The organism is Sulfuricella sp., from assembly GCF_035531155.1.
Taxonomy (GTDB): Bacteria; Pseudomonadota; Gammaproteobacteria; order Burkholderiales; family Sulfuricellaceae; genus Sulfuricella.
The window spans coordinates 25,993-38,904 of sequence record NZ_DATKTK010000045.1 but is presented as its reverse complement, the minus strand read 5'-3'; the positions used below and the strand labels follow the sequence as shown (position 1 = coordinate 38,904).

Genomic DNA, 12,912 nt, shown 5'->3' with positions numbered 1-12,912 from the left:
GTCATGTTGCGCAGGCCGAAGGCGACGGTGACGCAGTCGAAATGGTTGCTCGGGAACGGCAGCTTTTCGCCATCGCACTGTGCCGCCAGGGGAACGATGCCGTCGTCCAGCAGCCGGTCGCGGCCGACCCCGAGCATCGAGCTGTTGATGTCGGTGAGGATCACCTGTCCGCTATTGCCGACGCGCTTGGCGAAGGCGCGTGCCAGGTCGCCGCTGCCGCCGGCGATGTCGAGTACCCGGCTGCCTTCCCGCGTGCCGCTTTGTTCGATGGTGAAGTGCTTCCACAGCCGGTGTAGCCCGGCCGACATCAGATCGTTCATCAGGTCGTAGCGCTCCGCCACGGAATGAAACACTTCCGCGACCTTCTTCGCCTTTTGCGATTCCTCGACGGTCTGAAAACCAAAATGGGTGGTTTTTTCCATGCTGTTCAGGGGGAGCGGCTTAATTGTAAAGTGGAAATCATAACCGACTTAAGGTAAAACATAAACCGGCCTGAGACAAGCCAAGACGGTCGCCGATTTTTTGTCATCAAACTGTCATATTGGCGACATAATATCCGCTATCTTATTCGATCGGTTACGCAGGAACGGCTATGTCGGCAATGATTCTGGTGGTGGAAGACGAACCCGCGATCCGCGAGCTGGTGGTGCTCAATCTGCAACAGGCGGGGCATCGCCCCGTGGTCGCCGATAGCGCCGAGCAGGCGCTGGCCCTGGTGCGCGAGTCGCTGCCCGACATGATCTTGCTCGACTGGATGCTGCCGGGCATGAGCGGGGTGGAGTTTGCCCGGCGTCTCAAGGCCAACGGCCGTACGCGGGACGTGCCTATCATCATGCTGACGGCGCGGAGCGATGAGCAGGACAAGATCACCGGCCTGGAAACCGGCGCCGATGACTACATCACCAAGCCGTTCAGCCCGCGCGAATTGAATGCCCGCATCAAGGCGGTGCTGCGCCGCCGTGCGCCGCAGATGGCGGGCGACGCGGTGGAGGTGACAGGCTTGCGCCTCGACCCTGCGACGCACCGGGTAACCGGCAACGACAGGCCGATCGAACTGGGGCCGACGGAATTCCGCCTGCTGCATTTCCTCATGGCCCATCCCGAGCGGGTGTATTCCCGAGCACAGTTGCTCGACCAGGTTTGGGGCAACCATGTGTTTGTCGAGGACCGCACGGTTGACGTGCATATTCGCCGTTTGCGCTGTGCGCTCGAAGCGACCGGACATGACGGCCTGGTCCAGACCGTGCGGGGCTCCGGCTACCGACTGTCGGTGCATGCCAATTCATAACCAGCGCAAATCAAAACAAGCGCCTTTCTCCATTGTCCCCTCTCCCGCTTGCGGGAGAGGGTTGGTAGGCGCCTCCAGGCGAAACCAACATTTAGAAGGAAATTTGGGTTTGTCGCCTAGAGGCGCCTACTTCTGGTGGGTTACGCGATAAAGCGGCTAACCCAACCTACATTTTAAAAACTCATCTAAAATACCCTCGTTCCCATGTTCAGATTCCACACCCTCTCTCATGCTTAGTTTCTGGTGGCGTTCATTGCTGACGCTGGGCCTGCTGGCGGCCGCTCCGCTCGTCCTGTGGGCGGCGGCCGGCGCGGTTCCGGCGTTGATCCTGATGGTCGTCCTGCTGCTGTTTTACCTGCTCCACCACTTGCGCAATCTGAATGCACTGGATGGCTGGTTGCGCAAGCCTGATGTCGGGACGGTGCCGCACGGATCCGGTTTGTGGGAAGAGGCATTTGCCGTGCTTTACCAGCTGGAGCGGCGGCAATCCGATAGCCAGCACAATCTTTCCAATGCGCTGGAGCGTTTCCAGCAGGCTGGCGAGGCGATGCCGGACGGCGTCGTGATGATGAACAGCAGCGGCCAGATCGAGTGGTGCAATCCGGTGGCCGAGACGCAGTTCGGCATCAACCTCGACCGCGACCGCGGGCAGTGGATGACCTATCTGATCCGCCAGGCCCAGTTTACCGATTACCTGGCGGCGCATAACTATCGCGAGCCGCTGATATTCAAATCTACCCGCAACCGCGAACTGGTGCTGTCGATTCAGTTGATCCCTTTCGGAGACGAACAGAAGCTCCTGCTCAGCCGCGACGTCACCCAGCTCGAACGGGTCGAGACCATGCGCCGCGATTTCGTCGCCAACGTTTCCCACGAACTGAGCACGCCGCTGACCGTGGTTGGCGGCTTTCTCGAAACGCTGGTGGACATGGAGCATCTGGATGAAACCCAGACCCGGCACTATCTGAATCTGATGTTCGACCAGACCACCCGCATGCAGCATCTGGTCAAGGATTTGTTAATGCTGTCGAGGCTGGAAAGCAACCACACTGCCCATCGGGAAGAAAAAGTCGACGTGCCACGCCTGCTGCGGGCTTTGCTGGAAGATGCGCAATCCTTGAGCGCCGGACGGCACCGGCTGCGGCTTAACCTGGCTTCGGAGCTCTGGCTGCTGGGCAACGAGGACGAGTTGCGCAGCGGCTTCGGCAACCTGGTCAGCAATGCCATTCGTTACACGCCGGATGGCGGCGAGATCGTGCTGCAATGGGAAGAATGGGAGGGAGAGGGGGTGTTCAGCGTGCAGGACAGTGGTATCGGCATCGAGCCGCAGCACATCCCGCGCCTCACCGAGCGTTTTTACCGGGTGGACCGCAGCCGCTCGCGAGAAACCGGCGGAACCGGCCTGGGGCTGGCTATCGCCAAGCATGCCCTGACACGCCATCAGGCGCGGCTCGAAATCGAAAGCACGCCGGGCAAGGGCAGCACTTTCAGCGCCTGTTTTCCGGCGCGGCGGTTAATTGTTGGGGAAGAAGCCAATTAACCTAAGCCGGACAAGCCGGAACCAAAAATCTCACCGCGGAGGCGCGGAGACGCGGAGAAAAACAACGCAGAGGAAAGCGAATGGCGCAAAATTCAGAGTTTGCGATTTCCTCTGCGCCTCCGCGCCTCTGCGGTGGAATCTTTGAATTTTGCTCACGAAATGTAACGACCTGAGTCGTAAGTGACTAAAAACGTGGGTTCGATTGTCAAACCCGGACAAACCCCACCCGCTCGTAATCGCTGCCTTTTTCGATCAGGCTGATCAGCCTGACGGTCATGGGCGCTTCGCCAGTATGGACTTCCACCAGTCTGCCGGGAGCGAACCCGCCCGGCGGTAGCACCAGGCTGGTGGTTTCTTTCAGCACGGGCATGTCCGGGAGCAGAAAGGACTGGACGTACTTGCCGGTGGCATCCGTCATCAGCGACACTGGACGTACGGCGATGGCGAGCGGTGCGCCGGGCAGGACACGAACGCCGATATTAAGTCCCTCTTTCGAGGGAAAGATCAGCCATTTGATCACGCCCAGCGCATAGGTGTTGCTGTCCGCCGGACGTATGGCGATGAGCTGTTTCAGGCTGATGCGCATGCCGCTCTTGTCCGGCCGCGCCAGGCGGAAGCCGAGTGCGCCTTCATCCTGAATCTGCCAGGTTTCGAGGTCGAATCCCAGCTGCGAAATATGGTGTTTTTCCGTCTGCTCGCTGATGCGGCCGAAGAATTGCAGGTCGTCGATTTCGCGCTTGCTGAGCTTTTCTTTTTCGCCTGGCTGCTTGAAGGGTTTTTCTCCGCCCAGGAAAAAGTGGATTGCCGCCATGCCGAATGCGGCCTCAGCCTTGCCCGCACCCGACCGGCGGGTAAAGTTCCTGCGTTTCGGCGCGAACTCGCACCAGTGCTGGTAGAGTATGGTCAGCAGGGCCTCGCAGTCGGGCTGCACGCAGTCTTCGCCCAGCCCCAGCGCGGCGGGATCCCCATTCTTTCTGAGCTGCTTGATGCGCTTGCGGAAAGTGGTGGCGAGCCGGTCGGTGTCGAGATAGCGGGGGTTGGCCAGTTTCACGTCATCGCGCGCAATGACGGGAGGCGCTGAGGAGGCCAAATCCACTCCGATTATAGACAATGAAGTGTCTTCCGGCGGAGTGGCGGTGATCGTTACGCGCACCCCCCATTTGTCCAGCCACCGGTCCAGCAGGGAGAGCTGTCTTGGCGTCAAACGGTAAGGGTCGGCCAGGTTGGTGAGCAGAATCTGGGCATAGGCGGCAGCGCAGGTGGTGCTATCGGTTTGCTTGTTCAGACTGTCTTTCACCACATCATTGGCGTAATCCCGCTGCTCCGCGAGGGCATACAACTCGTGCGCCTGTTGCCACACGCCCTTATCGATTTCGCGGTAAATGCGGTAGTGTTCCACCAACTGCAGGCCAGTGTAGCGCAGGCAGCGCTGGGTGATCAGGGCGGCGTGCGCGGCGATGCTGGAGTCACCTTCCAGGCAGGCCTGCAAGGAAAGTCGGTAGGCCGCGCCCAGCGCAGTCCAGAGGTCGACTACGCTATTCCAGTTATTGAGCTGGACGGTCTCGAGTGGCAAGGGCTTGCCGAGGTATTTCTTGGCCATCTCCATCTGCACAAAGGCGATCGGGTCGCGCAGCAGTTCGTTGATCCTGAGGCGTTCCAGGGGAGCGAAGGAAGTCCGGTTGAGCAACTCCATCTGGGCGGTGAGGGCGGCGTGCGTCAGGGGAACATTGGTCAGCGGCAGCGTTTTCAGCCATTGCCTGCAGGTAATGGCGTCACTGAACTGGAGCGATCGTGCCGATTCGGGAAGCGCGGGTGAGTTCATGGAGCCTCCTTAGATTCGATCAGCCTGAGGCGGGATGCAGTGCCTCATGGATTATAGTTCTCAAGCCTTCCGCCAGCTTCTCGGGCGCTGCTGGCTGCGCATCACGTTGCATTTCACCCCAGATCGGGTTGGGGAAATGCCGGTCGCCACGCCAGCGCGGGATAATGTGCCAGTGGAGATGCGGGGTCAGGTTTCCCAGGCTGGCCAGGTTTACCTTGTCCGGTTGCAGCATCCGCCGAACCGCACTTTCCACCGCAAACACCACATCCATCAGGTGCCGGCGTTCCGCTACCGGCAGGTCGGTCATTTCCTGGACATGCTTCATCCAGATGACGCGGCAGAAGCCGGGATAGTCGCGGTCTTCGACCAGCACCACCCGGCACAGCGCATCCTGCCACAGCAGAGTTCCGCCGACATTTTCGCACAGCTCGCACATGGTTGGATTTTCTACAGCAGCACCCGTTCGATGCCGCCGTTGTTCGCATTGGCGATGTAGTCTTCCATCCAGGACGAACCGAGAAGATGCCGTGCCATTTCCACTACGATGTAATCCGCCTCAATGTCCGCGTCATCATTATAGCGGGATAGTCCCTGCAGACAAGACGGGCAGGATGTCAATAATTTAATCTTCGGGTTTTCAGCGGAAGCGGTTTCCAGGTTTATTTCGGCGACAACCTTGATGATTTCCTCCTGCTTGCGGGAACGCACCTGGGTGGAGATGTCGGGCCGGGTTACTGCCAGCGTGCCGGATTCGCCGCAGCAGCGGTCGGACAGCTTGACGCCGCCGCCGAGCAGGTCGTTGGCCACTTTCAGCGGGTTATAGGTCTTCATCGGCGTGTGGCAGGGGTCGTGGTACATGTAGCGCGTACCGGTCACGCCTTCCAGTTTCAGCCCTTTTTCCATCAGGTATTCGTGGATGTCGAGCAGGCGGCAGCCGGGGAAGATCTTGTCGAACTGGTATTTCAGCAGCTGATCCATGCAGGTGCCGCAGGACACGATCACGGTCTTGATGTCGAGGTAGTTCAGGGTATTGGCGACGCGGTGGAACAGCACGCGGTTGGCGGTGGTGATGGCCTGTCCCTTGTCGTCGTTGCCGGCCGATGTCTGCGGGTAGCCGCAGCACAGGTAGCCGGGCGGCAGCACGGTCTGCGCGCCGAGATGATACAGCATCGCCTGGGTGGCGAGCCCGACTTGGCCGAACAGCCGCTCCGAGCCGCAGCCGGGGAAATAGAACACCGCGTCGGAATCCTCGTTGAGCTTGGCGGGATTGCGGATCACCGGCACGATGGTCGGATCTTCCAGTCCGAGCAGGGCGCGCGAGGTTTTCTTCGGCAGGTTGCCCGGCATCGGTTTGTTGATCATGTGGATGATCTGCGCCTTGAGCGGCGGCTGGCCGACGGTGGCGGGCGGGTTCCGGGTCTGTCCGCCGATCAGGCCGAAGCGCTTCGCCAGCTGGTAACCCAGGCGCTGCCCGGCGTAGCCCCATTCGATCATGACTTTGCGGATCGCTTTGATGGTGGTCGGGTCGGTCGCGTTGAGGAACAGCATCGCGGCGTAGCTGCCGGGATTGAATTTCTTCTTGCCCTGCTTGCGCAGGAAGTTGCGCATCGAGATCGAGACGTCGCCGAAGTCGATATCCACCGGGCAGGGAGCGAGGCATTTGTGGCACACCGTGCAATGGTCGGCGACGTCGTTGAATTCGTCGAAATGCTTGAGGGAAATCCCGCGCCGGGTCTGCTCCTCGTAGAGGAAAGCCTCGATCAGCAGGCTGGTGGCGAGGATCTTGTTGCGCGGGCTGTATAGCAGGTTGGCGCGCGGGATATGGGTATTGCACACCGGCTTGCACTTGCCGCAGCGCAGGCAGTCCTTGATCGAGTCGGCGATTTCGCCGATCTCGCTCTGCTCCATGATCAGCGATTCGACTTCGAGCAGGCTGAAGCTGGGGGTGTAGGCATTGCGCAGGTCCGCCCCCGGCAGCAGCTTGCCGCGGTTGAAATGGCCATTCGGGTCGACCTTGGCCTTGTAGGCAGCGAAGCTGGCTATCGCCTCGGGCTCGAGGTACTCCAGCTTGGTGATGCCGATGCCGTGTTCGCCAGAAATCACCCCCCCCAGATCGGTGGCCAGCCGCATGATGCGCGCCACCGCCTGGTTCGCCGCCTGCAGCATCTCGTAATCGTCGGAGTTGACCGGGATGTTGGTATGCACGTTGCCGTCGCCGGCATGCATGTGCAATGCCACGAACACCCGGCTCTTCAGCACCTTCTGGTGGATAGAATCGCAGCGATCCAGGATCGGCTGGTACTCGCGCCCGGTAAAGATGCGGTGCAACTCGGCGCGCACCTCATTTTTCCATGAGATGCGCAGGGTGTGATCCTGCAGCGCATGGAAAATGGTTTCGAGTTCGGGATTGGGCGCCTCCGGCTCGAAACCGGAACCGGCGTAGGGCGCGTCCAGGTTTTCCAGCAGCCACTGCCAGCGCTTGCGGCTGTCGCGCAGCAGCGCCAAGGCGGTTTCGCGCCGCGTTCCGAGCAGCTCGGCGTCGGGCAGCGTCTCGTCGTCGCGGTGCAGCGGTAGATCGCCGGCGATGAATTCTTCCAGCGCATCCAGCAGCTTGAGCTTGTTTTGCGTCGAAAGCTCGATGTTGATGCGCTCGATGCCGTCGCTGTAATCCGCCAGGCGCGGCAGGGGGATGACCACATCTTCGTTGATCTTGAAGGCATTGGTGTGGGTGGCGATAGCGGCGGTGCGGGCGCGGTCGAGCCAGAATTTCTTGCGGGCGTCGTCGCTGACCGCGATGAAACCCTCGCCGCCACGGGCGTTGGCGAGCCGCACGATGTGCGAGGCCGCTTCGCCCACCGCAGCTTCGTCGTCGCAGGCGATGTCGGCCAGCAGCACCATTTTCGGGCGCTCGGCCCGGTTCGCCTTGGTGGCGTAGCCGACCGCCTTGATGTAGCGTTCGTCGAGATGTTCCAGTCCGGCCAGTATGGCCAGGGGGTGGGCATCCAGATAGTCTTTGATCTCGACGATGGCCGGCACGGCGCGGTGTACCTGGCCGAAGAATTCCAGGCACACGGTGCGGACGTGTTTGGGCATGGTGTGCAGGATGAAGCGTGCCGAGGTGATGATGCCGTCGCAGCCTTCCTTCTGAATGCCGGGCAGGCCGGCGAGGAACTTGTCGGTGACATCCTTGCCCAGCCCGATCTTGCGGAAATGATTGCCGGGGATTTCCAGCACCTCTTCCGACTTGAGGGTTTTGCCGTCCGCACCGAGGCGGCTGACGCGAAAGCGCGCGGTTTCGATGTCGTGGATCTTGCCGAGGTTGTGTTCGAGGCGGGTGATCTCCAGCCAGTTGCCATCGGGGTCGACCATCCGCCACGAGGCCAGGTTGTCGAGCGCGGTGCCCCACAATACCGCCTTCTTGCCGCCGGCATTCATGGCCACGTTGCCGCCGATGCACGAGGCATCCGCCGAGGTCGGGTCGACCGCGAACACGTAGCCGGCGTCATCCGCCGCCTCCATCACGCGCCGGGTGACGACGCCCGCGCCGCAACGGATGGTGGGCACGGCTTGTGCCACGCCAGGCAGGCTGAGCATTTCCACGCCGTTGTGGCGGTCGAGCTTCTCGGTGTTGATCACCGCCGACATCTTGTCGAGCGGCACCGCGCCGCCGGTGTAGCCGGTGCCGCCGCCGCGCGGGATCAGGGTCAGGCCGAGCTCGATGCAGGTGCGCACCAGCGGTGCAATTTCCTCCTCGGTGTCGGGGTTGAGCACGACGAAGGGATATTCGACGCGCCAGTCGGTGGCGTCGGTGACGTGCGACACTCGCGCCAGGCCGTCGAACTGGATATTGTCGCGGCGGGTATGGGGCAGCAGTTTCTTCAGCACCTTGCGGCGCAGACGCGCGGTATGCTCGAAATCCGCCTCGAAGGTATCCACGGCGCGGGCAGTGCGTTCGAGCAGCAGCATGACCGCCTCGTTATCCTGGCGGCGCGCCTCGATGGCCCGCAGGCGGTGGCGGAGCGCCTCGACCAGCGCCTTGCGGCGCTTGATGTTGGCGAGCAGGTCGTCCTGCAGGTAGGGATTGCGCGAAACCACCCAGATGTCGCCGAGCACCTCGAACAGCATGCGCGCCGAGCGCCCGGTTTTGCGTTCGGCACGCAAGGTGTTGAGGATTTCCCAGGCTTCCTCGCCGAGCAGGCGAATGATGATTTCGCGGTCGGAAAAGGAGGTGTAGTTGTAGGGGATTTCTCTGAGGCGTGCGGTCGTCATTTTCAATCAAGGCTGCAGTAAAGGGTAAATTCTAGCGCAATTCGGTTGTTACGTCAGACCGGTGCATTACTGCCAGGTTCAACTACAGCTATATCGCTGTCCAGGCGATGGCAAGGTAGCGCGCGAGTTTGCCGGCAGCCATGAACAGCGCGACGTAAACGGCGTTGAGCCGAAGCCAGCCCGCCGCGATGCACAGCGCATCGCCGATCAGCGGCGCCCAGGCCAGCAGCAACGCCGGGCTGCCGTAGCGGTGCACGAAAGCCAGCCATTTCGTTGGCTTGCGCTCGGGCAGGATGCGCCCGAGCAGGTAGGAACTCATGCCGCCCAGGGTGTTGCCCAGCGTCGCCAGGGCCAGCGCCGGCCACAACAAGCCGGGATTGAGCTTGAGCACGCCGAACAGCACTGCCTCGGAGCCGCCCGGCAGCAGGGTGGCGGCGAGAAAGCTGCTGAGAAACAGGCCGCCGAGACTGAGCTCGTCGCTAATCAAGGCGCATTCCCTGCGGGGGTGACAAGACGGGTGAAAATCCAGACAATGTTGGCAGTCATCGTTAAGAATTGGAGATTTATGAATACCGGACGCACCAAGCTGCTGGTCGCAGCGGTAGTGGTTCTGGCGCTGGCCGGCGCACTCGCCATGCTGCTTTCACAAAAACCTGCGGCGCCGCAGGCCTCTTTTTCCACCCTGGGCGGAGAAAGGGTTGCGCTCGACAGTCTGCGCGGCAAAGTGGTGCTGGTGAACTTCTGGGCGACCAGTTGTCCCGGTTGCATCAAGGAAATGCCCGAGCTGGTGAAAACCTGGCAAAAGTACCACAGCCGCGGCCTGGAAACCATCGCCGTGGCGATGAGCTACGATCCGCCCGAATACGTCAGACAGTTTGCCGAGAAAAACGGACTGCCGTTCACCGTCGCGCTCGACACCGGCGGCGCCGTGGCCCAGGCCTTCGGCAATGTTCGCGTCACCCCGACCACTTTCGTGATCGACAAGCAGGGACAGATTATCCAGCAGTATGTCGGCGAGCCGGATTTCGCCCAACTCCATGCCTTGATCGAAAGCGCGCTGTAATTCGCGATCAGCGGGCCGCGAGGCGCCATAGCGACGTCAGCTCCGCCGCACGCGCGGCATGGAGCGGGTCTGCGGGGTCGGAAGCACGGGGGTGATGCGGCCGGACATCGATCCGGCCCACGACCTTCAAACCCGCCTCGTCGAAGAGCGCAAGCAGTTCGGCCCGCGAGCGCAAGCCCAGATGCTCGGCCAAGTCCGAGAGTATCAGCCAGCCCTCCCCTTCCGGCGTCAGATGCGCGGCCAGGCCTCCGATAAAACCGCGCAGCATGCGGCTGCCGGGATCGTAAACCGCGTGTTCGATGGGCGCGTTTGCCCGCGCCGGAACCCACGGCGGGTTGCAGACCACGAGCGGAGCCCGCCCTGCGGGGAAGAGGTCCGCCTGCACGACCTCTACCTGCTCGGTCAAGCCAAGCCGCGCCAGGTTTTCACGGGCGCAGGCCAGCGCGCGCGGGTCCTGGTCAGTGGCCACGACGTGCGCGACTCCCCGGCGGGCAAGCACCGCAGCCAGCACGCCGGTCCCGGTGCCGATGTCGAAGGCCAGCTCCCGCGAGGGCAGCGGCGCCTCGGCCACCAGCCCCACATACTCGCCGCGCACCGGGGAGAACACGCCATAGTGCGGGTGGATGCGGTCTTCGAGCGCGGGGATTTCAACGCCCTTCTTGCGCCACTCGTGCGCGCCGATCAGGCCCAGCAGCTCGCGCAGCGAGACCACGGAGGGAGCTTCGCCGGGACCGTAAGCCTCCGCGCAGGCTTGCCGCACGTCGGGCGCGCGCCGCAGGGGGATGCCGTAGTCTTCCTCCAGCGGCAGCAGCAGCATCCCCAGCATTCGCGCGCGCTGGGCCTGGGTCATGCGATGCAGGTGGAATGCCTCGGCAGGCGTCGCGGAGGGCTTGAGGGGCTTGCGGTCGGCACGCCGCGCCAGCGCCTGCAGGAGCTGACGCGCATTCTGGAAATCGCCGCGCCACAGCAGCGCGGTGCCATCGCGGGCCAAACGATAGGCGGTGTCGGCTGTCATGCGGTCATCGGCAACGACTACGCGCGCGGGGGGCGGCATCCCGCTCTCCGAGCGCCACAGGGCGGAGCGGGTCTCGCCGGCTTCGGTCCAGGTCACGACCGGGTGGCCGCTCACAGCAATCCCTTCCGGTTGCAGGAGCGGGCCTGGATCTGCGCCATGGGCACCTCGATGGGCGGGAAATTCAAACGCATGGCATTTTCCTAATACGGTCGTGTGAATGAGGTGAAACCAGGCAAGTCATATTCCACAGTCATTATTTGGATATCGGATCGGCGAGCGATCTTTCGGGCGGCGTCAGGTAGGCGGTTAAACCTTTGGGGACGGAAGCGCCACAAAAGCGGCCGCTATGGCGGGATTGTAAGGCAGGGGAAGTGGAAATCCAACCTCTCGACTATCTTCGACGGCGGGTTCCGGGCGTCCCATAAAAAAGGGGTGCCCGCAGGCACCCCAGAATACTGCTGAGGGGAGTTGTCGTTATTCGACGTGCTCGCCATGCAGGGCAACGTCCAGGCCTTCGCGCTCTTCTTCTTCGGAGACGCGCAGGCCGATGGCGACATCGATCACCTTCAGGATGATGAAGGTCATCACCAGGCTGTAGGCCACCGTGGCGCCGACGCCCAGCAACTGGGTGACGACCTGGCCGCCGTTGCCTTCCAGCAGGCCGGCGGTGCCGCCGATTTCCTTGACGGCGAACACGCCGGTAAGGATCGCGCCGACGATGCCGCCTACGCCGTGCACGCCGAAGGCGTCGAGCGAGTCGTCATAGCCGAGCATTTTCTTCAGGCTGGTCGCGCCCCAGAAGCAGGTCACACCGGCGACCAGGCCGATGATCAGCGCGCCCATCGGGCCGACGAAACCGGATGCGGGGGTGATGGCGACCAGGCCGGCGACTGCGCCGGAAGCGATGCCCAGCACGCTGGGTTTGCCCTTGCCCACCCACTCCGCGAACATCCAGGATAGCGCGGCAGCGGCTGCGCCGATCTGGGTCACCGCCATGGCCATGCCGGCACGGCCGTCTGCTGCCACCGCTGAACCGGCGTTGAAGCCGAACCAGCCTACCCACAGCATGGCGGCACCGACGATAGTCAGCACCAGGTTGTGCGGCGCCATCGGTTCACGGCCGTAGCCAAGGCGCTTGCCGAGGACGATCGCTGTCACCAGGCCGGCGACACCGGCGTTGATGTGCACCACGGTGCCGCCGGCGTAGTCGAGCACGCCCTTGGTGACGAGCCAGCCTTGAACCGCCGGGTCGGAGCTCGTGCCCCAAACCCAGTGAGCGATCGGGGCATACACCGCTAACGACCAGATGGCCATGAACCACAGCATCGCCGAGAACTTCATGCGGTCGGCGAAGGCACCGGTGATCAAGGCCGGGGTGATGATGGCGAAGGTCATCTGGAACATCATGAACACGGATTCGGGAATGTTCTGGCCGTCTGTGCCCGCCATCGCATTCAAACCCATGCCACTAAGGAACAGCCGGTCAAAGCCGCCGAGCCACGGTCCGCCATCGCGGAAGGCGATGCTGTAGCCTGCGATCATCCACAGCACCGTGATCAGCGCGGTGATCGAGAAGCTTTGCATCAGCGTAGCGAGCACGTTCTTCTTGCGCACCATGCCGCCGTAGAACAGCGCCAGGCCGGGAATGGTCATGAACAGCACCAGCGCGGTGGAGGTCAGCATCCAGGCGGTGTTGCCGCTGTCCAGTTTCTGTGCCACCGGAGCCGGTGCCGCGGCAGGCTCTCCTGCCGGAGCGACCGCCGGTGTTGCTGCAGGGGTTGCAGCTTCAGGCGCGGTTGCAGCCGGCTTGGCGTCAGTCGGTGCAGCCGCTTCCTCGGCCAGGGTCAGGCCGGAGAACCCCAGCATCCCCAGCAAGGCGAGCATACTCAACAATTTTTTCATCATGTTTCTCCCT

General features: G+C 62.4%; 10 protein-coding genes. 3 read left to right on the top strand and 7 right to left on the bottom strand.

From position 1 onward, the window contains the following. The coding region (locus tag VMV64_RS09945) for a class I SAM-dependent methyltransferase (RefSeq protein ID WP_325329807.1) at positions 1-422 on the bottom strand (422 nt) is incomplete at its 3' end. Between the two features lie 170 nt (positions 423-592). Here VMV64_RS09945 and phoB point away from each other — a divergent pair. Further along, complete coding sequence (phoB, locus tag VMV64_RS09940; protein WP_325329805.1) at positions 593-1,288, top strand: phosphate regulon transcriptional regulator PhoB; 696 nt, start codon at positions 593-595, stop codon at positions 1,286-1,288. A gap of 229 nt (positions 1,289-1,517) precedes the next feature. After that, complete coding sequence (gene phoR / locus VMV64_RS09935) at positions 1,518-2,828, top strand: phosphate regulon sensor histidine kinase PhoR (RefSeq protein WP_325329803.1); 1,311 nt, start codon at positions 1,518-1,520, stop codon at positions 2,826-2,828. Positions 2,829-3,033: 205 nt separating this feature from the next. On the opposite strand, the gene VMV64_RS09930 is transcribed toward phoR, so the two are convergent. From VMV64_RS09930 to VMV64_RS09915, 4 genes are all read right to left on the bottom strand, one after another. Next, positions 3,034-4,650, bottom strand: coding sequence for a hypothetical protein (locus tag VMV64_RS09930; RefSeq protein ID WP_325329801.1), 1,617 nt, complete (start codon positions 4,648-4,650; stop codon positions 3,034-3,036). Between the two features lie 19 nt (positions 4,651-4,669). Next, entirely contained in the window at positions 4,670-5,086 is a 417-nt protein-coding gene (locus VMV64_RS09925; RefSeq protein WP_325329800.1) for an HIT family protein, read from the bottom strand. A gap of 11 nt (positions 5,087-5,097) precedes the next feature. Then, a complete protein-coding gene (locus VMV64_RS09920) occupies positions 5,098-8,919 on the bottom strand; it encodes a DUF3683 domain-containing protein (protein ID WP_325329799.1) in 3,822 nt (1,273 codons plus the stop codon). A gap of 88 nt (positions 8,920-9,007) precedes the next feature. After that, positions 9,008-9,403: a YqaA family protein gene (locus VMV64_RS09915; protein ID WP_325329811.1), complete on the bottom strand. Its 396-nt coding sequence runs from the start codon at positions 9,401-9,403 to the stop codon at positions 9,008-9,010. Between the two features lie 81 nt (positions 9,404-9,484). Here VMV64_RS09915 and VMV64_RS09910 point away from each other — a divergent pair, with 81 nt between their 5' ends. Then, the gene (locus tag VMV64_RS09910) at positions 9,485-9,982 is read left to right on the top strand and encodes a TlpA disulfide reductase family protein (protein WP_325329798.1); all 498 of its coding nucleotides are present in this window, start codon (positions 9,485-9,487) and stop codon (positions 9,980-9,982) included. Positions 9,983-9,989: 7 nt separating this feature from the next. Here VMV64_RS09910 and VMV64_RS09905 read toward each other — a convergent pair whose 3' ends face one another. Both VMV64_RS09905 and VMV64_RS09900 read right to left on the bottom strand, forming a co-directional pair. Then, the gene (locus VMV64_RS09905) at positions 9,990-11,111 is read right to left on the bottom strand and encodes a class I SAM-dependent methyltransferase (RefSeq protein ID WP_325329797.1); all 1,122 of its coding nucleotides are present in this window, start codon (positions 11,109-11,111) and stop codon (positions 9,990-9,992) included. Between the two features lie 360 nt (positions 11,112-11,471). Beyond that, a complete protein-coding gene (locus VMV64_RS09900; protein ID WP_325329809.1) occupies positions 11,472-12,899 on the bottom strand; it encodes an ammonium transporter in 1,428 nt (475 codons plus the stop codon). Positions 12,900-12,912: the final 13 nt, after the last annotated feature.